At 41.6% G+C, this 22,633-nt stretch carries 21 protein-coding genes; 16 read left to right on the forward strand and 5 right to left on the reverse strand.

The window, feature by feature from the left end; all coding sequences use genetic code 11:
- The first annotated feature begins 13 nt into the window (after positions 1-13).
- From EHQ62_RS05990 to EHQ62_RS06035, 10 genes are read left to right on the forward strand one after another with little or no spacing between them, the layout of a single operon-like run.
- The gene (locus tag EHQ62_RS05990) at positions 14-1,114 is read left to right on the forward strand and encodes a helix-turn-helix domain-containing protein (protein WP_135641288.1); all 1,101 of its coding nucleotides are present in this window, start codon (positions 14-16) and stop codon (positions 1,112-1,114) included.
- Positions 1,114-2,460, forward strand: coding sequence for a MiaB/RimO family radical SAM methylthiotransferase (locus EHQ62_RS05995; protein ID WP_135641289.1), 1,347 nt, complete (start codon positions 1,114-1,116; stop codon positions 2,458-2,460). Before EHQ62_RS05990 ends, EHQ62_RS05995 begins: the two co-directional genes overlap by 1 nt.
- Complete coding sequence (gene pgsA, locus EHQ62_RS06000; RefSeq protein ID WP_135641290.1) at positions 2,460-3,206, forward strand: CDP-diacylglycerol--glycerol-3-phosphate 3-phosphatidyltransferase; 747 nt, start codon at positions 2,460-2,462, stop codon at positions 3,204-3,206. Before EHQ62_RS05995 ends, pgsA begins: the two co-directional genes overlap by 1 nt.
- Positions 3,187-4,215: an anthranilate phosphoribosyltransferase gene (trpD, locus tag EHQ62_RS06005; protein WP_135641291.1), complete on the forward strand. Its 1,029-nt coding sequence runs from the start codon at positions 3,187-3,189 to the stop codon at positions 4,213-4,215. The genes pgsA and trpD overlap by 20 nt, the downstream gene beginning before the upstream one ends.
- Positions 4,216-4,241: 26 nt before the next feature.
- Complete coding sequence (gene yajC, locus EHQ62_RS06010; protein ID WP_135641292.1) at positions 4,242-4,565, forward strand: preprotein translocase subunit YajC; 324 nt, start codon at positions 4,242-4,244, stop codon at positions 4,563-4,565.
- A gap of 1 nt (position 4,566) precedes the next feature.
- Positions 4,567-5,196 (forward strand): SRP-less Sec system protein, encoded by a 630-nt coding sequence (locus EHQ62_RS06015; RefSeq protein WP_135641293.1) that lies wholly within the window; start codon positions 4,567-4,569, stop codon positions 5,194-5,196.
- 21 nt (positions 5,197-5,217) lie between these two features.
- Complete coding sequence (gene secD, locus EHQ62_RS06020; RefSeq protein ID WP_135641294.1) at positions 5,218-7,152, forward strand: protein translocase subunit SecD; 1,935 nt, start codon at positions 5,218-5,220, stop codon at positions 7,150-7,152.
- Positions 7,145-8,083, forward strand: a complete 939-nt coding sequence (gene secF / locus EHQ62_RS06025; RefSeq protein WP_135641295.1) for a protein translocase subunit SecF — start codon at positions 7,145-7,147, stop codon at positions 8,081-8,083. The genes secD and secF overlap by 8 nt, the downstream gene beginning before the upstream one ends.
- 10 nt (positions 8,084-8,093) lie before the next feature.
- Entirely contained in the window at positions 8,094-9,440 is a 1,347-nt protein-coding gene (locus EHQ62_RS06030) for a dihydrofolate reductase family protein (protein WP_135641296.1), read from the forward strand.
- A gap of 3 nt (positions 9,441-9,443) precedes the next feature.
- On the forward strand, positions 9,444-10,052 hold the full coding sequence (locus tag EHQ62_RS06035) for a riboflavin synthase (RefSeq protein WP_135641297.1): 609 nt from the start codon (positions 9,444-9,446) through the stop codon (positions 10,050-10,052).
- Positions 10,053-10,057: 5 nt separating this feature from the next.
- Here the strand turns inward: EHQ62_RS06035 and EHQ62_RS06040 are convergent, their stop codons facing one another.
- Positions 10,058-10,438: an STAS domain-containing protein gene (locus tag EHQ62_RS06040; protein WP_135641298.1), complete on the reverse strand. Its 381-nt coding sequence runs from the start codon at positions 10,436-10,438 to the stop codon at positions 10,058-10,060.
- Between the two features lie 118 nt (positions 10,439-10,556).
- Here EHQ62_RS06040 and EHQ62_RS06045 point away from each other — a divergent pair, with 118 nt between their 5' ends.
- Positions 10,557-11,765, forward strand: a complete 1,209-nt coding sequence (locus EHQ62_RS06045) for a bifunctional 3,4-dihydroxy-2-butanone-4-phosphate synthase/GTP cyclohydrolase II (RefSeq protein WP_135641299.1) — start codon at positions 10,557-10,559, stop codon at positions 11,763-11,765.
- Positions 11,766-11,913: 148 nt separating this feature from the next.
- On the opposite strand, the gene pdxH is transcribed toward EHQ62_RS06045, so the two are convergent.
- From pdxH to EHQ62_RS06060, 3 genes are read right to left on the reverse strand one after another with little or no spacing between them, the layout of a single operon-like run.
- The gene (gene pdxH / locus EHQ62_RS06050; RefSeq protein WP_208720638.1) at positions 11,914-12,552 is read right to left on the reverse strand and encodes a pyridoxamine 5'-phosphate oxidase; all 639 of its coding nucleotides are present in this window, start codon (positions 12,550-12,552) and stop codon (positions 11,914-11,916) included.
- Complete coding sequence (locus EHQ62_RS06055; RefSeq protein ID WP_135641300.1) at positions 12,545-13,393, reverse strand: prepilin peptidase; 849 nt, start codon at positions 13,391-13,393, stop codon at positions 12,545-12,547. The genes pdxH and EHQ62_RS06055 overlap by 8 nt, the downstream gene beginning before the upstream one ends.
- Before the next feature lie 35 nt (positions 13,394-13,428).
- A complete protein-coding gene (locus EHQ62_RS06060; protein ID WP_208720629.1) occupies positions 13,429-14,541 on the reverse strand; it encodes a pyridoxal phosphate-dependent aminotransferase in 1,113 nt (370 codons plus the stop codon).
- An 81-nt stretch (positions 14,542-14,622) separates the two neighbouring features.
- On the opposite strand from EHQ62_RS06060, the gene EHQ62_RS06065 reads away from it, so the two are divergent.
- From EHQ62_RS06065 to EHQ62_RS06085, 5 genes are read left to right on the forward strand one after another with little or no spacing between them, the layout of a single operon-like run.
- Complete coding sequence (locus EHQ62_RS06065) at positions 14,623-17,640, forward strand: AAA family ATPase (protein WP_135641302.1); 3,018 nt, start codon at positions 14,623-14,625, stop codon at positions 17,638-17,640.
- A gap of 5 nt (positions 17,641-17,645) precedes the next feature.
- A complete protein-coding gene (gene smpB, locus EHQ62_RS06070) occupies positions 17,646-18,134 on the forward strand; it encodes an SsrA-binding protein SmpB (RefSeq protein WP_002974168.1) in 489 nt (162 codons plus the stop codon).
- On the forward strand, positions 18,131-19,483 hold the full coding sequence (gene der, locus EHQ62_RS06075; protein WP_135641303.1) for a ribosome biogenesis GTPase Der: 1,353 nt from the start codon (positions 18,131-18,133) through the stop codon (positions 19,481-19,483). The genes smpB and der overlap by 4 nt, the downstream gene beginning before the upstream one ends.
- Positions 19,480-20,100, forward strand: a complete 621-nt coding sequence (plsY, locus tag EHQ62_RS06080) for a glycerol-3-phosphate 1-O-acyltransferase PlsY (protein ID WP_135641304.1) — start codon at positions 19,480-19,482, stop codon at positions 20,098-20,100. The genes der and plsY overlap by 4 nt, the downstream gene beginning before the upstream one ends.
- Complete coding sequence (locus EHQ62_RS06085; protein WP_135641305.1) at positions 20,090-20,719, forward strand: hypothetical protein; 630 nt, start codon at positions 20,090-20,092, stop codon at positions 20,717-20,719. The genes plsY and EHQ62_RS06085 overlap by 11 nt, the downstream gene beginning before the upstream one ends.
- Here the strand turns inward: EHQ62_RS06085 and EHQ62_RS06090 are convergent.
- Positions 20,683-22,611 carry a motility associated factor glycosyltransferase family protein gene (locus EHQ62_RS06090; protein WP_135641306.1) on the reverse strand — a complete coding sequence of 643 codons (1,929 nt, stop codon included), beginning with the start codon at positions 22,609-22,611 and terminating at the stop codon, positions 20,683-20,685. The genes EHQ62_RS06085 and EHQ62_RS06090 overlap by 37 nt on opposite strands.
- Positions 22,612-22,633 lie beyond the last annotated feature (22 nt).

Here is a 22,633-nt window from a genome sequence, read left to right on the forward strand (position 1 = left end):
AGAGGAGTTCATTTTGAATACAAAACGAGTTGGTCAGATCCTAAGAGAAGCAAGAGAAGACAAAAAACTTTCCGTGAAAGATGTCGCTAAAGAAACAAACATTGCGGCCAAATACATCATCGCTTTGGAAACAGAAGATTATTCTCAGTTCCCTGCAGAAACCTTTGCCCTTGGATTTTTAAAAAACTATGCAAGTTACCTAAAACTCGACACTGCCATGTTACTCAATTTGTACCGTGGGGAACAAATTGAAGAATCGCAAGCACCTCTGGAAGAACTCACTCGTCCGACAACCACTCCATTTAGTTTGGATCGTAATAAAATCATAAGCCTTGTTTCTCTTTTTTTATTTGTGATCTCCGCTTATATCATCTATATCAGTTTCGAAGATTCAGGTTCTGTATCGATGGATGAGGACAATACGGAAGTGAGCCAAAATGTTGAACAAAGTAATAGTTCTGACATTCCTTCTGGCATTAATTTTGTATCCCAGAGTGTTCCCGAAAATGCAAGTGTGCCCTTTATCCTCACCGAAGACCGTGGAGTGAGTTTTAGTGTAAACAACCAACAATGTAAAATGTTCATCAAAGGTGTATCCAACGGAAAAGCAAACCTAGGATTCAATATTTTCCCTGAAAAAAATGTATATTTTTTCCAAACAGCAGAAGGGGAAGAAACCATTTTATCTTATAAAATAGAAGAACTATCTTCCCTTCGTCGTGACATCCGTGTGGTGACCCAAGCTGTCACAGAAAAATCAGCAAAAGTCCTTGTGACCTTAAAGGAAGAAAGGGAAGGCGTTGCCGTAAAATCTCCAGTGGGAGATGTTCCGATCCAAGTCACACTTTTTTTCTCGAAACCTAGTTACGTTGAATTCGTGTTAGATGGTCAAATGGGAGAACGTGGACTCGTGTCTGCTGGTGAAGTCAAACACTTAGAAGCCCGTGACAGACTTGAAATCAAAGTTGGTGATGGAGGGGCAGTGGAGATGGTACAAAACGGAAAGGAACGAGTGGTGCTTGGAAAACCAGGGAAACTCGTGAAAAAAATCTTTATCCGAAAACCAAATCCTTATGATTCCACTCAGTCCATCATTGGAGAGTTAGGCGAGTAATGCCGAAACTCAAAGAAAATAAAGAAGAGACACCTAAGTCGTTTTTCATCACAACCTTAGGTTGTCCGAAAAACACGGTGGATTCTATGGCGATGCACCAGTCCTTACTAAAGGAAGGGTTACTGCCAGCCGCGGACCCAGAAGCCAGTGATTTTCATTTGGTAAATACTTGTACCTTTATCCAAGATGCAACCAAAGAAACCATCCAAACCATCCTTGATTCCATCGATATCAAAAAGAAAAACAAACAAAAGTTAGTTGTTGTTGGCTGTTTTGCAGAACGTGCCGGAAAGGAGATCTCTTCCGACCTTCCAGAAGTGGACTTACACTTCGGAACGGGAAAATACGACCAAGCAGGAGAGATCTTAAGGAATTCCTTCCCACTTGACTTCAAAGACCTTTCCGAATTCAACGAAGACCTTCTGGAAAGATTAAAAACTTCAAAAGGCATCGAAAACTATTCCAAACCCTATTCCTATGTGAAAATTTCAGATGGGTGTAACAGGGGTTGCCATTTTTGTATCATTCCCAATTTACGTGGGAAATACAGAGACACTGAAATCACAGATGTAATAGAACAAACCAAACTTGCTGTCAAAGCTGGTTCCAAAGAAATCTGCCTTGTTTCGCAAGACACTGTGTTTTATGGAAAAGACACAGACAAACTCATGGACTTGGTGCGTTCTGTTGCGGCAGTAGAAGGCCTTGAAATTTTGCGACTGCTCTATTTGTATCCAGACAAAAAAACAGAAAAGTTACTCGATTTGTACAGAGAAATTCCTAAAATTGCCCCGTATTTGGAAAGCCCCTTGCAACATGTATCCAAATCCGTTTTAAAATCCATGAACCGCACAGGTGATTATGAATTCTTCAAATCTCTTTTCCAAAAGGCTAGGGACATCCGTCCTGATTTGGAAATCCGCACTTCCTTTATCCTTGGTTTTCCTGGGGAAACAATGGAAGATGTGGAAGAGATCATTCGTTTTGTGGAAGATGTAAAACCTGAAAAGGTAAATCTTTTCCCTTATTCACCACAAGACGGAACAAAAGGCGCAACGATGGAAGGTCAACTGAAAGACAAAGAGATCGCACGTCGTGTGAACCTTGTCCGTGAAGCATACCTCGGAACCTTAAAATCCTTCCACCAAAACCGAATTGGCAAAGTATACCCTTGTGTCGTAGATGAAGTGTTAGATGAAGGAGCCATCGTAAGGCGATTCCAGGATGCACCAGAAATTGATGAAGTGGTGTATGTGGAAGAGAAAGGACTAAAAGTAGGCCAATTTGGAAAGGTCAGAGTGGACTCTTTTTATGAATTGGATATGTCGGGGACTTGGGTGGTTTAGTGGAAGATTGGAAAACCATTGCCAATATCCCAAACCTTCTTACGGTCCTTAGGGTTTTAGCTTTACCGTTTTTTATCTTTGCCTTATTCCAAAAGGAATGGGGTTACCAAATCTTTGCCTTTGTCATATTCGCCGTCGCATCCTTAACGGATTTAGTGGATGGGTATTTGGCTCGTAAATGGAACCAACAAACTGAATTCGGAAAATTTTTAGACCCACTTGCTGATAAATTTTTAGTCATTGGGTGTTTTGTTACTTTTTTATTCATACATGAACCCATTGAAGTATGGATGGTAGTCCTCATCGTAGGACGTGATATGCTCATCACTTTCCTTCGTTACATTGCGGTTCGGTCGGGCAATAGCCTTCGTACGACTATGATGGGAAAGGTCAAAACTGCCTTCCAAATGGGAGCCATCCTTATCATCCTCGTTGTGTTTATGCTCATCTCGGGAAAACGCCGTGCCATGATCAACGAAACGTATGCGATGGGAAAATTGGCAGGTTATTCCACTTTTGAAGTGGCTTCACAACATGCGAATGAGTTTTATACGATGGTAAAAACTTCCGAGAACCTAACGTTTAAAGATTTTTTTGATTCCATCGCTTCTTTTGTTCCCTATTTCGGAATGTTATTCACAACTGTGATCACTGTGATCTCGGGCCTACGTTATATTTTCACCAACTATCAACTGTTAACCTTTTCGAATCTCAAAAGGATATTTTATGACCGCTCTAACAAGTAAGGAAATCCTAGGCCAAGTGGTGTCCGGGCACCATTTGGTGGATACCCATGCTGAGTATTTTTTAAATGAAGTGATGGATGGCAAAGTTACAGAACCTGTGCTTGCCTCGTTCCTCACGGCTTTGAAAATGAAAGGGGAAACCACGGACGAATTGTACGGATTTGTGCGTGCCATGCGCTCCCATGCCATCAAACCCAAAACTTCCTTTGGTTTCGATTTTTTGGACACTTGTGGGACTGGAGGGGATGGAAAAGGCACTTTGAATGTTTCCACTCTTTCTGCTCTCACACTCGCAAGTCTTGGGCATAAAGTGGCTAAACATGGAAACCGTTCTGTCTCCTCTTTATCGGGGAGTTCCGACATCCTTTCGGGATTGGGTTATCCCTTGGAGAGAACCCACGAAGAATGTGAAAATGAATTCATTCGCACCGGGTTTGTGTTCTTATTTGCGCCGGCTTGGCACCCAGCGATGAAGTATGCGGGGCCAGTGAGAGCAGCGCTTGGGTTTCGTACCTTTTTCAATTTGATTGGGCCACTCTCCAATCCGTTTTCGCCTACCCACCAAATCGTTGGGGTTTACGACCGATCTCTTTGCCTACCGATGGCAGAGATTTTAGCCAAATTGGGTGTAAAAGGCGCCATTGTTTGCCATTCGCAGGATGGTTTGGATGAGTTTTCGATTTTTTCGCCCACTGACTATGCCTATTTTGATGGAAAGGCCACTATCGAGATGAGTTTTGACCCCAAAGGACTAGGGTTGTCTGGACCTGAACTTGATCGAAATACAGTGTTCTCCTCTTCCAAAGAAGGTGCTGAAGCACTCTTTCGTGCGGTTCTTGATCCTTCCGGCCCGACGGGAGGGACTGCGATGGTATCACTGAACGCGGGTGTCTCCCTATTTTTACTTGGGGTGGTGAAAGACATCCGTTCTGGGTACGAAATGGCAAAAGAAGCTCTCCTTACGAAAAAAGTTCTCCGATTCGTTCATGAAACATTGAATTTAAGATAAGGCCTGTAAACATTGGATAAATAGCTATGCTCAATTTAGATTTTTTAACATCACAATTCCTAATCCTTGCCCAAGAAGAGGGTGCTAAGTCCTCTCTTCAGTCCCTCATCATCATTCCGATCATGCTTGTGGCCATGTACTTTCTTGTGATCCTACCTAATAAAAAAGAAGAGAAAAAAAGAAAAGAGATGATCGGTAATTTACAGAAAGGTGATACCGTTGTCACAAGTAGTGGACTTCACGGTAAAATTGTAGAGTTCAAAGATAATAACGAAACGGTTGTTCTCAGTGTTTCTGCAAACACCAACGTTACGTTTGATACTAGCGCCATCCTTAAGAAAAAAGCGTAAGATGAAATCCTTCTTTTCCCTTTTATTACTTCTAGGACTCACAACATCCCTCTTCTCGCAAGAGGGTTTGGATTTTTTGGATAAGGTGAATGATAAACCAAAATCAACCACCAAACCGAAAGAAGACACAGTTCAAACCACAACCAAAAAACAAAATACGGCTGTGACTACAACTGGAGTGCCAACAGGGAAAAAGAAAAAATCAAAAAAGAAGTCAAAACAAAATCAACTGGCTACAGAGAATCTTCCGCAAAACAACAATTTGGTGACAAACCAAAATGGTAATCCTGTTGTGGCTGAAAAAAACTTGGTTCCTGTTGAAAAACAACCGACCATTTTGGAAGAAGAGGAAGTTGTATCCAATGCCTATTGGATGGACTCCCAAGTTTCCGTGGAACCAACTGGCCTTCCTGGTTTTTCCTCTGATTTAAAACTTGCAAATTCGGAAGTTTCGAAAATCTCTTCTGAATCCAGTGTCAATAAAGATTCAGGAAAATCATTTTTTAACGTTTCTGATTTTTTTGCGAAATACAAAAAAGCAATGATGATCCTCGGAATCATCATCCTCTTTGCTTTTTACAGACTTAGATCTGCTCGTCCAGGATCTAGCAGTCGTTCTTATAGAAGATAAAATTTTTAGGAGCAAACCAACTTGCAATCGTATCGACTCTTACTTCTACCATTTTTCATTTTAGTGGTATCCTTTACCATTTTGTATCCCAATTTTGCCGATCGTACTTTAAAAGTAGTGGTGAGAGAGGATGTGTATTCCCTTCCAGAAGCAGAACAGAAAGCACTTGTGAGTGGGTTATTCGATCGTTGGGAAAAAGATTATGGAAAAAGTTCTGGTTGGACGATTGATCCCAAAGGGACTTTGCCTCCAAAAGAGAATCCATTTTATACTGTGAATGGAAGGTTTATCACTTCTGCAAAAATCAATCAGATTTCCCAAGAAAACCAAAATCTAGTCAATGAAGCCAAAAACAAATTAGAACCGACTTGGATCGAGAATATGATCCGTGGTGGAAAGTCTTTGTCCATCAAACTGGGTCTTGACTTACAAGGTGGAATGAGAGTTGTCCTCAAAGGTGATTTTGATGATTACACCACAAAACTCCGAGACCTCTATGCCAAAGAAATAGCTGAACTCAATGTCACTGTGAATAACCCAACCGTAAAACCAGAAGAGAAAGAGAAGGCACAAAATCGTTTATCCGAAATTGAATCTAGTTTCGACTTATCACCAATGCGTAAGATTGTGGAACTCGAAAAAGCAAAGATGATCATCGACAATCGTTTGACAACGCAAAACCTAACTGAGCCTCAGGTAAGGATCCAAAAGGAACAAGATGCGATTGAAGTATCCCTTCCTGGTGTTTCCAATTCCGCCGCAATCTTAGAAATTTTACAAAACACAGAAACCGTTGAATACCGTTTGGAAGAACCAAATCCTTTTACCTATAAATCAATCATTGCTGATAGCGAAAGAAGGATGATGGAATTAGGCCAAAGGGAAAAAACGGACATCTTTCTTTTCCAAGAACTAGTGAAAAACAAAGTTGGGAAAAAAGCCCAAGATGAATTCCTAGTTGGACTCGAAAAAAAATACAATATCCCAAAAGAATACAAAGTGTATGCCATGTGGGCACGTGGTAATTCTGCCAAGTCAACCCTACTTCCACGGAGTTTTGTGGTTTTAGAAAGAAAAATTGCCCTTTCTGGAAACGACATGACCAATGCACAACCATCGTATAACTCCAATTCGTATGGATGGATGGTGAGTTTTACTTTAACTCCAAATGGAGCAGAGAAATTTTTTGATCTAACTTCAGAAAACCGTGGTCGAAACCTAGCGATTGTTTGGGGAGATAAAGTGATCTCCAATCCTGTGATCAATGACCCCATTGCTGGGGGACGTGCTGAAATTTCTGGAAGTTTTTCCGAACAAGAAGCCATTCGTTTGGCAAATGTGATCTCCGAAGGTGCCCTTCCGATTCCACTTTCAGTTCTTGAAATGCGTTTTATTGGACCAACTCTTGGGATCGAATCGATTGAAGTGGGAGTGAAAGCAGTTGCGATTGGATTTTTTCTCGTAATGGTTTATATGATCTTCTACTACCGGTTAGGTGGGTTTATCGCAGACCTTTCATTACTTGTGAACATTATCATCCTTGCGGCACTTTTGACTCTGATGGATTTCACTCTGACTCTACCAGGGATTGCGGGGATTATCTTAACTGCCGGTATGGCAGTTGATGCAAACGTCATTATCTATGAAAGGATTCGAGAGGAAATTGAAGAAGGCAGGGCACTCTCCATTGCAGTCACAAGAGGTTTTGAAAACGCATTTTGGACGATTATGGATGCAAACGTGACCACTCTCATTGCAGGGATTCTTATGATCCGCTTAGGAAATGGACCGATCAAAGGTTTTGCGATCACACTCTGTTGGGGGATTGTCACAACACTTTTTACATCCTTATTCTTATCTCGATTGTTTATGGAACTCACCGTCAATCGATTTGGAATCCACCATTTGAACTTAAGACCTTTTTTCTTTGGAAAAAAAGAGGGTAAACATGCGTAATATCAATTTCACGAAGTATAAATATTTCACACTGAGTTTTTCATTTTTAGCAATTGTATTTGGGTTTGTTGTAACCTTCTCAAAATACGGTGGGTTTGCACACTCACTTGATTTTAATGGTGGTCTTCGTACCGTAGTTGAGCTTCCAAAAGACAAAACTCGGACAGACATTGAAACCTATTTCCAATCCAAAAAGATTGAAGCCGTTGTGATTTTACTCGAGAAGGAAAAAAACATTTTCCAATTGGACATTGGCCTTGGTTCACTCGAAACAATCGAGGCACTTTACAAAGAGATACCAGAAGGCAAACGTGAAACTTCGACTTCAGCGATTGACCGGTTTGTGCAACTACTTCGGTTTGAATTTAACCTTCCAAAAGAAAAGGTATTATCTGCTGACCAAGTGGGAGCTGTTGTTGGTGGGGAACTTACGGAAGTTGGGATCACTTTACTCTTAACCACACTTGGAATCATCCTTTTGTATCTAAGCATCAGATCTCAGTTTAAGTTTGCACTCGCATCGGCAATTGCACTTGTCCACGACATCCTAATGACACTTGCTCTCATTGGATTTTTACAAATCAAACCAAGTGTTCCGATCATTGCCGCCCTTTTGACGTTACTTGGTTATTCCATTAACGATAAAATTGTCGTTTTTGATCGGATTCGTGAGAATGCCCATGGAAAGGATAACTTAGCACTTTCCAATATCATCAACGTATCCATTGCACAAACTTTGGGAAGGACCATCAATACATCTTTCACGACGATGATTTCTGTTGTGGCCATCATTGTGGGTGGAGCAGCGGAATTGTATGACTTCGCCTTTGTTTTACTCTTTGGTGTGATTGTGGGAACTTATTCTTCCATTTACATTGCAGCTCCCATTTCTGAGATTTATGATCGGCTCAGGAAAAAACGATTCGCTTAAACCAAATTAGATGGATGTAGGGAAAAAGAAGGAACTTTATTCTCTACATTCCCTGCTTGGGTTTCTCGCCATGGGTAAAACCGGCGGAAACCCACCTGTCTCTGCCGTCCTCACATCTCTAGATGGGGAAGTGTTAGCAAAAGCACACACCCAAGGTTTTGGTGGAAACCATGCGGAACGGGAACTTTTCTCCCAACTCGAAACGCATCGTCCAGAAAACCATAACCAAAATCAGGGAATCCCTTCTCATGGAAACCGTGACCAACCAAATCTTACGGAAAATCAAACAGGAGCTCGTTTTACCGAATCCATTTTATCGGTAAGCCTTGAGCCGTGTACCCATTTTGGGAAAACACCACCTTGCCGAGATTTGGTTCTCACATCCAATCCCAAAGAACTTCTGATCGGTTGGAAAGACCCAAATCCTTTGGTTTTGTCCGGTGATTGGAAACCTTACCAGGATCAAGGGATCGGTGTTCGATTGGATCCAGTTCTTGCCAATACATCCTTACCCTATTTGCAAGGGTTTATCAAACGGATGAAAACAGGTTTGCCTTGGGTTTGGATCAAATCTGCAACTTCCAAAGAAGGTAATTTTGCGAGTTCTTCTCGAAAAAAAGAAAGGGTGAGTGGGGAGGAGGTAGACCTTTTCCTCCAAATCTTACGTGCCAAATTTGATGCAGTCGCAGTGGGACCAAATACAATTTATACCGACGAACCATCGTTACATTTCCGAATCACTGAATCTATGATCCAAAATGCGGCTCTCCCCAAAAGGGTAACAGATTTAGTTCCTTTTTTTGACGCAAAAACAAACCTGATGTCCGCAGTTTGCCAGTGGGCAAAGGATACTGCATCCATCCATTTGTTGGAAGAAGGAAATTACCAACCTTACCGTGTTTTTGTTTTGGATCCGAACCAACTTCCGAAAGAGTCGTTTTGGAAAAAACAAGAAGAACTGACGGAACAATTCGGAAAGAAACTTTGTTTATTTTTCCTAAAGGGGTCTAATGATCCCAATCAATCCGAGGGACTCAGTCTGCCGGAGGAAACCAAAAATAAGATGGAATCTCTTTCCCTTCATCCGATTGTTCGTTTGGGAAAAGGCGATGGGGAAGTTTTTTTAAAAACATTGGGAAACTTAGGAATCAATACCGTGTTATGCGAAGCAGGGAGTTTTTTCCCAAGTTTTTTACAAGAATCATTATCTGACGAAGATTGTATTTTAGAAATTCGTAATCATAAAAAATCCATTGCTCATGGGATTCCATTTGTTTACATTGAGGAACCAATCGTTTCTGAATTTAGAGTTGGTTCCAATTCTCTTTTCATTCGAAATCCAAAAAGGAGTCATTGAGGTATGTTCACAGGACTTGTCGAAACTTTAGGGAAAGTGGTTCAAATCGAACCAATCGATTCCGGCATCCAATTTACCATTGAAACGGAATGGGAAAATCCAGATATCAAACTGGGGGATTCAATAGCCATTAACGGTGCTTGTATGACCGTCACAAAATTTTCTGATTTAGGGAATTTATTCCAATTTTATGCTTCGTTTAAATCGTTGGAACTAACCAACTTATCTAGGTTAGGTGAAGGCTCGACAGTCAACTTAGAACGAGCCATGGCACTTGGACAAAGGTTTGGTGGTCATATGGTCCAAGGCCATGTGGATGGAGTGGCAAAGGTCAAAAGCCGCAAACAAATTGAAAATGAAGTAGAAGAATTTTGGGTAGAAATTCCAGAGGAACTCCGAAGATTTTTTGTAAAAAAAGGATCTGTGACTTTGGATGGAATCAGCCTCACGGTCGTGGATGTAAAAGATGGGAACATCCAACTCATCCTCATCCCTGAGACCATGCAAAAAACAAATGCAAAGTCTTGGAAAGTGGACTCACGTCTCAATGTGGAAGTTGATGTACTCGCCAAATACATAGAAAACTATTTGGCCGAAAGGGGAAAATCGTAAAGAATCTAATTCCTTTTTAATAAGTCGTCTATGTCGGAATCATCAGAATCCGTATTGGAATACTTCAAATGGAAATCATTGCTACTCATGATTTCGAAAAACATATCAAGTTTTGCTAATTTAAATACATTTTGGATCATCGGCTTCATCCCAACAAGGAGCAGTTTTCCCTTTTTGTTTTTTAAGGAATTGAGACTTTTGATGAGAGACCCGATCCCAGAAGAGTCGATGTAGTCGAGGCGGCTCATTTCAATGGAAACGATGTTTGGGCTCGATTCGACCAGTTTGTTGAAAATGGATTCAAACTCTTCTGTGGACTCAATATCAAATTTCCCTGCGATTTCGATGGTTTTGATCTTTCCTGTTGTGTTTAGTTTCAGTTCCACAAGTCCTCCGATCCGGAACATTTAGACAAAAGAAATGGGAAAAATCAATGAATTTCTTTGGGAATCTTCTTTAATTCGGAACGGCTTTCAGAGTTTTAGTATATAGAGGCCTTTCCCTATGATACGTCCGATCGAAGAAGCAATCGAAGAAATCCGCCAAGGCAAAATGATCATCCTCGTCGATTCCGAAGACAGGGAAAACGAAGGGGATTTGGTTTGTGCGTCCCAGTTTGCAGACAAAGACAAAATCAATTTTATGGCAACCCATGGACGTGGGCTCATTTGTGTCCCGATGGAACGGGAAAGGTTACAATCTTTGGGTCTCGGCAAGATGGTGGATGACCTGACACTCGGCGACAAACATGGAACCGCATTTACCGTGTCAGTGGATGCAAAGTATGGAACAAGTACCGGAATCTCAGCCCATGACAGAGCCAAAACAGTAGAAGTATTACTTGATCCCAAAACGAAACCCGATGACCTCATGCGCCCTGGCCATTTGTTCCCCCTGCAAGCGGTAACGGGTGGGGTATTACGGAGGGCTGGGCATACAGAAGCAGCTGTCGACTTATCTAAGTTAGCTGGGCTTTACCCAAGTGGTGTGATTTGTGAAATCATGAATGATGATGGGTCGATGGCCCGAATTCCTGATTTGGAAAAATTTGCCAAAACCCATGGGCTGAATATCTATACCATCGAAGATTTAATTCGTTACCGAAGGCATAAAGAAAAACTCATCCACTTAGAAGTAGAAGCAAGTTTACCGACAGAGTTTGGTGATTTTAAGATCAAAGCCTATTCCACTCAAATTGATGACAAAATCCATATGGCACTCGTAAAGGGAGACATCGAACCAGACAAACCAGTTCTTGTTCGAGTCCATAGCGAGTGTTTGACGGGGGATATCTTTTCTTCCCAACGTTGTGATTGTGGACCCCAACTCCATAATGCCCTGCGTATGATTGAAAAAGAAGGGCGGGGAGTTTTACTCTATATGCGCCAAGAAGGGCGAGGCATTGGGATCATCAACAAACTGAAAGCGTATTCCTTACAAGAGGGTGGGCTTGATACGGTTGAAGCCAATGAAAAACTAGGATTTGCTCCTGACTTACGTGAGTATGGAATTGGGGCACAGATCCTCCGTGACATCGGAGTCAAACAAATGAAGCTCATCACAAATAACCCGCGTAAGATTGTGGGACTTGAAGGTTATAATTTACATGTAACAGAAAGGGTTCCCATTGAAATTGATCCCGTGGAAGAAAATGCAAGATACCTACAGACAAAAAAAACGAAGTTAGGGCATCTTTTGAACTTACATGGCTAATGGAATGGAACTTTCAAAAGGCCATCCATTAAAAATAAAATCCAGATGATGGAATGGTAAACTGAAACCATAGGATTCCTTTTTTTAAAAAAAGAATCTTATGAATTTCGATGTTTCGATTTCAGAAATTGTATCGGAACGAAATGAACTAAGGTGATAACCTTGTCCTTTCCCAACTAGAGTTTCTCCTTTCAAATACAATCCGATCATGTAATCTTCCCACACGCCCTTGCCAAAACTCGATTTTGTTCGGACAAACCGAATACCCACCCCAATACTCGGGCATAGGGATTTCTTTCCCTTCCCATTCTTTGGAAAGGGATTGGAATTTGGATTCCAATTCTTCTCTAGATGATACCACCGAACTTTGGTTTGATGTAAGGGCTCCAATTTGAGATTCTCTCGGGCGGATTTTAAAATAGGCCTCTGACTCTTCCCTTGAAATCTTGGAAACTGTCCCTTCAATGCGAATTTGGCGTTCTAATTTGGGCCAAAAAAACGTTAGGGCTACTTTGGGATTTACCAACAGATCGTTTCCTTTGTGGGAATTGTAATTGGTAAAAAATTGGAATTCGTTTCGGATAAGGCCTTTTAGGAGTACAATTCGTACGCTTGGTTGTCCATCTTGATTGACAGTCGCAAGGCTCATGGCATTTGGTTCCAACTCATTTTCTTCTTTGGCTTCGGAAAACCAAATTGAAAACAGTGCCAATGGGTCTGATCCAGCAGTTTGTTCTGAAAGTACAGAACGTTCGTAACTGTTTCGCATATGGGCCAAATCATTCAATGTTTCCATAATCTAAAAATCCCTCCCATTCATAATAGTGGACGATGAGTTTGAAAAAAAAAGTAAAAAAGATTCCGATTGAAAAATAGAGCCCCATCGGGACTTTTTTTCCTTTGAGAGATTCCCCTTGTTTCCGGAGTAAAAAACTAAAACCAACGGCAAGTAAATAAGAGGAATTGAAATACACCATCCAAAATGGATTTCCAGCAATGGCTGCGAAAGTAGGAGAGAAGAGGACGTCACCAAGACCTGTCCCCCCACGAAACAAAAAGTAAATGGAAAGATAGAAGACTAAAAAACCCAAATACACATAGAGGTGGATGAGGCCAATGGATTCTTCAAATAAAAAATAATTGGATAAAAACCCAAATCCAAGGAGGAAGGGTAGGTTTTCATAATCCAAGGAAAGTTTTTTTGCATCGGTAAACATTGCAATGAGAAGGTGGCCAAAGAAAAACAAGAGGCAAAATGTCCCAGGCAGTGATTCCGAAATAAAAAAAACGAAGATGGCAATGAGTCCAAATAAAAATTCTGTCAATGGATACAACTTTGGAATCTCCACTCTACATTGGTTACACTTTCCTTTAGTGAGAAACCAACCGAAAATAGGAACTAAATGTTGTTTTGTGATCGCAGTTTGGCAACTTGGGCAGTGGCTCGGTTTGGAAAAAATAACCTTCCATCGTTTTAACCCTTGGAATTCTTTACGGCCTCTCTCGTAACAGTAAAACAAAATCCTATCGCCAAGTGTGGTATAAAAACTAGCAAGGCTTGCTCCAAAAAAAAATAGAATTCCATAGGCCGAAAGGCTCCAGAGGGATAACCAATTCGTTTCGTCCATTCTCTCTTGTTATCTACCTAAACAGTTTTCCATTGTTAGTTTTGATTTGTTTCACTTTCTTTCGAAAGTTCCTGTAGGGCCTTCATCCCACGTTTCAGTGTTTCCCATTCGGTAGCAAATGAAAGCCTTACATAATTTTTTGCATCACAGAAGATAAACCCAGGGACAAGAATAAGGTCTTTTTTTACCGCACGTTTGATGAATTCTTCATCCTCACAAGGGACTTGGAAAAACGCATAAAATGCTCCACCTGATTTTTGGATGGGGTAGTAGTCTTTTAAAGATTCATATACAAAATCCCGTTTTTCTTTGTAGTCCTGGATGTATGCAGTCATATCTGTTTTTAAAGCTTCGATTCCTGCCCATTGTGTGATGGATGGTGCACAAACAACAGTATACTGCTGTAAGGTGGTGAGTGCTTTGATGACTTTGTCTTCGGCAAGGATAGTGGCAAGCCTAAGGCCTGTCATATTATAGGTTTTCGAAAAACCAGTCAGTGTGATCGTTTTTTCATATTCACTCCCAATGGAAAAAAACTTTCCATCATAATCGAAGAGTTCATAAATTTCATCACTGATGAGGTAGGCTCCTGTGTTTTCTGCGAAATTGGCAAGGGCACGCAGTTGTTCTTTTGATAAAACCTTTCCTGTAGGGTTCGAAGGATTGGAAAAAATGATAAGTTTGAATTTTTTATGTTTCAATGTTTCCAAATCTTTGGCTTCAAAGTTTTCGGAAAGGGGAACCACTTTCCCTCCATAAAACTTTAACATGGCAGGGTACATCAAAAAATAAGGAGAGATAACAAGGCATTCGTCACCTTCATTCACAAGGGCATTAAACAGTAAAAAAAGAGCGGAAGAAATCCCAGAAGTCACAAGGATTCTGTCTTCATGGGCATACTGCATATGGTTTTGGGTTCTGTACTTTTCTGCCATTGCCGATTTTAATTCAGGAATCCCTGCCGTGAGTGTGTAAGAAGTTTTGCCTTCGATGGCTGCCCTATTCATCGCTTCAATGATGTTAGGTGGGCAAGGGAAGTGGGGTTGGCCGATACTCAAATTGATTGGGTTTTGGATGCTACGTGCAAGTTCAAAGGCTTTTCGGATGGGAGAGGAGTCGATCCCACTCATTCTATTGGCAAATTCCATGGAATCATCATGGTTTTTGGGGCAGGTACGGGTCAATAGAATTTGGTTTACAACCTACAAATGAGTAGAAATCTGAAGGATATGGAATTTGTAACCATCGCCGGCGTGAAAGTGCCTGTCCTTCCGCATTCAGAAAAATTTCCCGTTTTCCCATCGAGCCTTGTTGAGACTGACTCGGTGAAAAACACCTTACAAAAAATCCTCTACCCGATGCTCGAAGGGATGCCTGTCCTCCTCGTGGGTGATGCGGGTGTCGGAAAAAACGCTCTTATTTATTATATCAATTCTCTACGAAAACAACCTACCCTTCGGTTCAGTTTTAATGAAGACACTCTCCCTGAAGATTTGATTGGATCGTACCGCATCTTACTCGATGGGAAAGGATTCACTTGGTCGAATGGCCCACTCACGAATGCTTTGTCAGAGGGACTTAGTTTTGTTGCCGATGAAATGAACCTTTGTGCACCAAATATCATCAAACGATTTTCTTCTGTTTACGAATCCAATTACCTCGACCTTTTGGAAGGAAGTGGGGAACGAGTGAAAGGGAAAACTGGATTTTGGTTCATCGGAACCCAAAACCCAAGTGAAGGGTTTGAAGGTCGTAAACCTTTGCCGTTCGATATCACCAAACATTTTGCTGTTGTTTATGTGGATCCGTATTCACCTGATGAGATGTTTTTTATCTTAAAAAAACTATATCCAATGCTTTCGGAAGAAGTGTTACAACAAATCATCTGCATCAGTTTAGAATCCGAAAAACGAATTAAGTCAGGTGAGATTGGAAAAGGGGATTTAGAAAAATACCATTTTAATTTGCGAACCCTTCAAAAGTATTGTAATCGTTTGGTATTGTTTGGTGCAAAAGACAAAACGGTTTCGGTAAGAGAAGCTTTGTATCTCTTTGAGGAGCCATTCCGCAAAAAAGAAGACAAAGAAAAACAACGAGAGCTCATTGAATCAGAGTTTGGTGGTGCAGTCAAACTGGTTCCGACCAAAGGGTATGTCCAAAGTTCTACCATTTTCTGGAATGACAAAGAAATCAAAACTTGGGACGAGAAAAAAACGATTTCCCTGCTTTCCCAATACCCAACCCCAGAACCTATCCTACATTTTCTCGACCAAGTCTTCACTGCCATCCAAGCCAAAGAAAATATCCTCATCGAATACAGAGAAGACCAAGACCCCCAAGAATTTTTACCTCTTTTTACGGAACTCACAGGGATAACAATTGAATCTGTGATGTTATCCAAAGGGATGCACACATCGGATGTGGTGGGTGCCTTAAAACCAACAGAAGAAGGGAATATCGAAAGTGTTACTTGGGTTGACGGCCCACTCACACGTGCGATCCGCAAAGGGAATATCATCCTCATTTCAGGGCTTGAATCGGCTGGTGCGGAACTTGTTGAAAAGATGAATATGTTAACAGACGATGCTCGTTCCCTCACTCTCCCGCCAGAGTCAGGGGAATACCTTCCGATCAAACTCACTGATACTTCTGTTGTGTTTGGTATGAAGTCGTTTCGTGCATCCAAGTCAGTGACTACGATCTCTCGTGCCTTCCGTAACCGTTTTACACCGATTTTATTTCCAGAACTCGAAGATGTAAAAGTGTTAGAAGAGATTTTAGAATTCTTTTTGCCAGAAGGAGTTTTACCTCGTTCCCTTGCACGTTTTCATCTCAAGGCGAAGGAACTTTCGGAAAAACGTACGATTGGTTCGGCAAACCTGATGCCATACCGTTTTGGGATCGCTAACCTTCTCAAGTGGAAAAACCATATCTACCGTTACAACCAAACAGACGTAAAAGACATTGCCATCCGTGGGGGAAAGATTTATTATACAAACCAAATCGCAGACCCCAAAGAAAGAAAGGAATTAGAACGCCTGTTAGAAGGTTACTTATCTGGTGTGGAAGTGGTCTCAACACTCTTCGAGGAAATCGAAGAGAAAAAAAAAACATTTACCACTGAGTCAGGATTAAATCGTAAAAATTGGTGGGACCCAGATCTCCATAAACGGGACCCACTCACCGGTGTTGCCAAAAAATTAAACTCTGGTGAAGAAACAAGGCGTGGGATTGAAATCAATACTCCCGAAACTGGTGGAGGAACCAAAGAAGGTCCTGATGCTTGGTATGGGCAAGACACCCAAGGGAACCAAGGCCAAGGGGAACCCCAAGGTGGAGGTGGCGCTTGGGGCTACCGAACCGAAGAACTCTACAAACAATTCCTAAAAAAACGCCGTCTGCTTTGGGACTATTCCATCATGGTAGGACTCACTGAATTTAAATCCGTGTTTGGAAAAGAACTGGAAGAAGTGGAACTGAACTTAGAACAACTCTTTGATCCTGAAATTGACATCCACCGGATGTACAAAAACGAAGGCTCTAGGGTGGATGCACGGAAATACATCTCTTACAAAAGTGGAAGGGGTGATACCAAAATTTTTGATAAAACGACGATCGAAAAAAATGATGAAAAACTGAAAGGGGTTGAGGTCACATTCCTTGTTTCAAAATGCAGAAGGATCTTTAACTTTGAATATTCGATTGCGATGTTGTCCGCTCTCCTTGTGAGTTTGCACATCCTAAACGAACATGATATCAAAACAAGTGTTCATACGTTTTGTGATATCAAAAATTCAAAAGACACAGTTGACATCTTCCATCTCAAATCTGCGGAAGAGGACTACACGGCCGAGAAGGAAGAAGAGGTATTTAACGCACTTTGTAAAAATTGGCAAGGGGATAGCATCCCTGAATACCAAGTCCTTTCCAATTGTGAGCGTTACTTTTCCCCTGACGCCCAAACGAAAATCATCGTCATCCTCTCGGACTTCCGAGGCCAGAGGGCAAAAACCTATATCGAAGATGAACTTGCTTCTTTTGATACAAGAAAGATGAAAGAAGCTGTACTGAAAAACGAAGAGAAAAATTATGTATTTTTAGGGGTGGGACTTGGTTCGCGTTACATTGCCGAACATGTTTTCCACGATTCACTCCAAATCACGGCTGATAATTTTTATTCGATGCCGAATTTGATTGGGGCAGAAATTGCAAGACTCGTGCAAATCCACCATTCCTTAAGACAGTAACCAAGATGGGCAAAACAAAAAAAGACGATAAACCACGAGGAACGGATCCTTTAATCAATAAAAAGGCAAAGTTCAATTTCGAACTACTGGATTCGTTTGAAGCGGGGGTTGTACTCACAGGTTCTGAGGTGAAATCCCTACGAGAAAAAAAAGGAAACCTGACTGATTGTTTTGCGAAAGTGAGAAATGGGGAAGTATTTTTGGAAAATTTCCAAATCCCTCCATACAAGAACGGGGGTTATGCGAACCATCCTGAAATTCGCCCAAGGAAACTCCTACTCAAAGCCAAAGAAATTGAAAAAATAGATCGTTCCATCAAAGAGAAAGGGCTTGTGCTTGTTGCCACTCGTTGTTTCTTTAAGAACAATCGTTTGGTGAAGATTGATGTCGCCTTAGCCAAACCAAAAAAATTATACGACAAACGAGATGATATCCAAAAGAAGGAAGCCAAAATCGATATGGAAAGAGCCATGAAGGAACACTTACGCAAATGAAGGGACTTCCAGTGGTCACCATTGTTGGTAGACAAAATGTGGGGAAATCCACATTATTTAACGCCATTCTCCGGGCACAAAGTGCCATTACAGAAAACACAGCGGGTGTGACCCGGGATGTGTTACAAAAAACAGTAGAACGAGCTGAATTCAAAATACCGTTCACTTTGTCCGACACTCCAGGTCTTGACATTGAAAACATAGACGAAATTTCAAAGGAAATCATTGAGATTGCCTTTGAACACCTACGCCATTCGGATCTGATCTTACATGTGATTGATCATAAAGACTTACGAAAGTATGATCACAAACTCATTGATCTTTTTAAAAAAGATGAAGTCCTAAAAGAAAAAAATGTCCTCACGCTCATCAACAAAGTGGATACAGAACAAGATGAGTATGATTTAGAACCTTTTTATAAATTGGGGTTAAACGAACTGCTTCCCATCTCGGCACTTGGCCGTAGGAATTTTGACCTGCTCTACCAAAAGATCAACTTTTTCTTACCCGATAGAATCAAAACCCAAGAGGATCCGTATTGTAAAATTGCCATCATTGGTAAACCTAACTCTGGTAAGTCGTCGCTTCTGAATACTTTCCTTGGTTACAAACGTGCGGTGGTAAGTGATGTTCCTGGCACCACAAGGGATTCAGTATCGGATCAGTTTTACTTCCAAAACCATAAATTGGAAATCATCGATACAGCGGGGATCCGAAGGAAATCGAAAACAGGTGAGAGTTTGGAGTTTTATTCTTACAAACGAACCCTCCATAGTTTGGGTGAGGCAGACGTTGTGGTCCTACTTGTGGATGCCATGAAAGGGCTTGGAGAATTTGACAAAAAGATTTTTGGAGAAATCCAGGAACTGGGAAAACCCATGATTGTGGCGGTGAACAAATGGGATCTGGTTCCGGAAAAAGAATCCAATTCCTGGAAGGACTACAAAGACCGCATGGAGGCAAAACTTTCCATCCTAAAAGAGCGGCCACTCCTTTCGCTTTCCGCCAAAGAGAAACTCCGCACACACAAACTCCTGGAATCTGTGGTTTCCCTCTTTGAAAAGTCCCAAAAAAAGCTAACGACCCGCCAATTAAATGACTGGTTAAGCAAGTGGGGGGGAAAAAATAAGGTACAGAAGGCATCGAACCGACCTCCGAAGGTGTATTACGCCACCCAGGTCTCGCAGATCCCTTTTAAAATATTGTTCTTCGTGAACGACACAAAACTCTTTCCCTCAAATATTTTGAGTTTCTACCGAAAGAGTATTGTAAAGGAATTTGGACTGGACGGCCTCGCCGTTGAGATCGAACTCCAGAACCGAAACGAAGGAAAGGAGGGCAGGGAATGATTCTTGCCGCAATCCTATTCAGCTACCTTTTTGGTGGCATACCGGTGGGGTTCATCCTCGCCAAACAAGTGCGTGGGATCGACATCCGCGAATACGGAAGCCGTAATATCGGTGCCACAAACGTGGGACGAGTGATTGGTTGGAAGTATGGATTTGTAGCCCTTCTCCTCGATGCCCTTAAAGGTGCCATCCCTGTGATCTCTGCCTCCTACATTGATTCTCCTTATTCTCTCACCACAACGGAAATCCTACTTGGTTCGGTTGCCATCCTTGGGCATACCTTTACACCCTTCCTCCATTTCAAAGGGGGCAAAGGTGTGGCGACTGCCCTTGGCGTCTACATGACCCTTGTGCCCATTGTCACCGTTTGTGCGATCGTGATCTTTTTTATCGTGTACAAAATCTCCGGATTTGTTTCCCTTGGGTCCATCCTTGCGACTCTTTCCATGCCTCTTTGGTACTTTGGATCTTCAATCGTTTTACCAAGTGCCGATTACCAACCCATCATCTTTTTTGTGTTAGTTGCCACTTTTTTTCTCATCACCTATTCACATCGAGAAAACATCAAACGTCTCGTTTCAGGAAAAGAACTGAGAGCTTCCGAAAATGCAAAATGAAAAAGAATCCACACTCTCCCAAAAGGAAAAACTTTTTCTCATCACCAAATTTGTAGAAGACCATCCCGAAGCCGAGATCCAAGACTTTTATAAATGGTTGTATTATGGTGAGTTTGGAATGGAAGAATCCACCCTTATCATGACAGGGAAACTTTCGATCCCTGAACTCCACTTAGTGCTTGGAGAAATCAAAAAAGAAGAAGAACAAAAGATCGAATCTGAGTTTGTTTGGGAACCTGTTGGCCTTGCGGCAAGGTATGTGAAAGTGTATCTCACGAAATATTCCCATATGGACTGCCCAGTGAAACGGATTGTGAATTTACTAGAACGTTCTCCAGCGTTTCGCGGAGCAAGGATGAGTTTCAAACTGGATTGGAATTTATTAAAAGAAACAGTTTTGGAACTAAGGCCAGAGCTGACAAGGCGTGATTTTATCAACTTTGAAGAAAGGATCAATTTCCACCAATTGCCTGCATTGCCACATACGGAAGGTTATGCGGAAAAAAATCCCTTTGCCTACCGAGTGGTATCACAAAAATTATTTTTTGATTATTTTCCTGAATTTGAAGACAATTCGGTGTTTCACCCTTTTTCAGGGAATGAATCCATCATCGGGTAAAGGCTACGTTTTAAGTAACGGATTTCCTTTCGGATGGATTGGAGTAAAATTTGGTTTTTTCGAACTCTGTCTAAATCCTTATGGCGTAACAAATAAATTTCTGTTTTTCGGACAAGCCTTCGTAAATAGGATTCACTTTGCATCCAAAGCCAAATCTCAGAATCTTGGAACGAGAGAGGGTTTTCTTTCGTTTCCTCTTTCCCATCCATAATTCCCACTCCCTCAAAATCATTTAATTTTGATTCGATAAAGGAAAGGTCAGTTTTGATTTTCTGGAAGAGCCTTTCGCTTCCATTCTGTATGAGAAGGTCCAACTCGTCTTTCTTCCCAATTCCAAGATTTCCCTTTTGTTTTTCGGTTTTGTTTTGATTTCTGTTTTCCCCTGACCAAATGGCTAACTCTCGCCAAGGGTAGTTGTGTTCCTTTACAGAATTTAACTTCTCTTTGGCGGCCGAAGGAGACAAAGAGGGGATACCATTGATTTCTGCTCCGTCTTCGTTCACATTCCACAAAAACATATTTTGTACACTGGTCGCCGATTCTTCAAACCAGTGCCTGTACAAATCGAGAACATAATCGGTGAGGACTGTTTTGCCACTGGCAGAAGGAACAAAACGAGTTTCTCGTTTGCGAATGATCACTTCATTGGTACGTTCGAGGCTATTCTTTCGGTTCACTAGGGTTAACCATTTTTCATTATGATGGGTACCTGTGGAATGGATCTCCCTGCCAGAATAGGCTAGGTCCTGGCCGAGGAAATAAACCGTACCAAATCCCATAAACCGTAACATATCAAAGGCAGTGGTTGCCACAGATCCCCCCGATTGGATGTCGCCTACATCAGGAAACACTTGTTCGGCGAGTTCCCCACCAGCAGTCACTTCTCGAACGAGTGAACCTTCTGCATCCACTTGGTATTTTGCTGTGACGGAGTGCACCACAGATTGGAACATGGGTTCACGGAGGAGGGTGGGTGAACTCACGAGGTCAGCAAAGAGAGGGATATTTTCCAGGGACTCGCCCATAAAATGAAAAAAGGAATTGGTTTGGGCATCAAGAGTCACCACTCCATCCGCTCTGATCCCCGCTTTGATAAGAACTTTTAATGAAGTATCACAAGAAAAAACAAATACCTTGTCACGAACTTCCTGTAACCAAGAAAGGTTTTTTCGTAAGCTAGGTCCAGCTGACACCAGTACGGCGGTAAGTCCTTGGAATTTGTCTCGTAAAAGAGAAATGGGCACCTTTACAGGTGGCTTTTTTTCCGCATGGACTAAGTTGAAGATACTATTTTTAATCCATAACCTTTCAAATTCAAACTTGGTGAGTAGGTCACTCATCTTGGCTGAAAATACGTTTTGTGTTTTCTCTTCTAATTCTTTGTAGATCGGGTTTCTATTTGTATCTGTTGGGTTACGAATGACCTTAAGGCCACTCACCCTTTCGATGGGAAGTGATTCTAGGTAATTAAAAAATAAAGGAAAAAAAAGTTCTCCACTAAAAAGATGGCGGCCAGGGATTTTTAAAATGGGTTTTAGAAACTGGTCCCACAAAACAGGGATTAGAGTTTCATCTTCTCCGATAAGGATGAGGATTTGCCCTGGAGCCAAAGCCTCACTCACGAGAGAGAGGAGGTGAGGGTTTCCAAGCCCGAGAAGGATTACAACATCAGTTGGTTTTAAAGAATAGGAATCTACGAGTCGCTGTCCTTGTGTTAGGGGGGAGAAAGAAGAAGAGAGTGGGTTTCCATCTAATGAGACATAATACTCCCCTGTTTTCTTGGCCGGTAACAACTCCCAACGATTTTCAGAGGAGAAGTTTTTGAAATAATTTTGTAAGTAGGGCTTCCGTTCAAAAATTTCACTGGAAATCGGATCGATCATTTGGGACATAATACTATCTAAGGTTTTTTCT

This window comes from Leptospira jelokensis, assembly GCF_004769635.1.
GTDB classification, from domain to species: domain Bacteria; phylum Spirochaetota; class Leptospiria; order Leptospirales; family Leptospiraceae; genus Leptospira_A; species Leptospira_A jelokensis.

Excerpts from the sequence above, each read along its gene's own strand:
- EHQ62_RS05995 (WP_135641289.1), top strand. The coding sequence starts at position 1,114 with ATGCCGAAACTCAAAGAAAATAAAGAAGAGACACCTAAGTCGTTTTTC.
- trpD (WP_135641291.1), top strand. The coding sequence starts at position 3,187 with ATGACCGCTCTAACAAGTAAGGAAATCCTAGGCCAAGTGGTGTCCGGG.
- yajC (WP_135641292.1), top strand. The coding sequence starts at position 4,242 with ATGCTCAATTTAGATTTTTTAACATCACAATTCCTAATCCTTGCCCAA.
- EHQ62_RS06015 (WP_135641293.1), top strand. The coding sequence starts at position 4,567 with ATGAAATCCTTCTTTTCCCTTTTATTACTTCTAGGACTCACAACATCC.
- secF (WP_135641295.1), top strand. The coding sequence starts at position 7,145 with ATGCGTAATATCAATTTCACGAAGTATAAATATTTCACACTGAGTTTT.
- EHQ62_RS06030 (WP_135641296.1), top strand. The coding sequence starts at position 8,094 with ATGGATGTAGGGAAAAAGAAGGAACTTTATTCTCTACATTCCCTGCTT.
- EHQ62_RS06035 (WP_135641297.1), top strand. The coding sequence starts at position 9,444 with ATGTTCACAGGACTTGTCGAAACTTTAGGGAAAGTGGTTCAAATCGAA.
- EHQ62_RS06045 (WP_135641299.1), top strand. The coding sequence starts at position 10,557 with ATGATACGTCCGATCGAAGAAGCAATCGAAGAAATCCGCCAAGGCAAA.
- EHQ62_RS06055 (WP_135641300.1), bottom strand. The coding sequence starts at position 13,393 with ATGGACGAAACGAATTGGTTATCCCTCTGGAGCCTTTCGGCCTATGGA.
- EHQ62_RS06060 (WP_208720629.1), bottom strand. The coding sequence starts at position 14,541 with ATGGAATTTGCCAATAGAATGAGTGGGATCGACTCCTCTCCCATCCGA.
- EHQ62_RS06065 (WP_135641302.1), top strand. The coding sequence starts at position 14,623 with ATGGAATTTGTAACCATCGCCGGCGTGAAAGTGCCTGTCCTTCCGCAT.
- smpB (WP_002974168.1), top strand. The coding sequence starts at position 17,646 with ATGGGCAAAACAAAAAAAGACGATAAACCACGAGGAACGGATCCTTTA.
- der (WP_135641303.1), top strand. The coding sequence starts at position 18,131 with ATGAAGGGACTTCCAGTGGTCACCATTGTTGGTAGACAAAATGTGGGG.
- plsY (WP_135641304.1), top strand. The coding sequence starts at position 19,480 with ATGATTCTTGCCGCAATCCTATTCAGCTACCTTTTTGGTGGCATACCG.
- EHQ62_RS06085 (WP_135641305.1), top strand. The coding sequence starts at position 20,090 with ATGCAAAATGAAAAAGAATCCACACTCTCCCAAAAGGAAAAACTTTTT.
- EHQ62_RS06090 (WP_135641306.1), bottom strand. The coding sequence starts at position 22,611 with ATGTCCCAAATGATCGATCCGATTTCCAGTGAAATTTTTGAACGGAAG.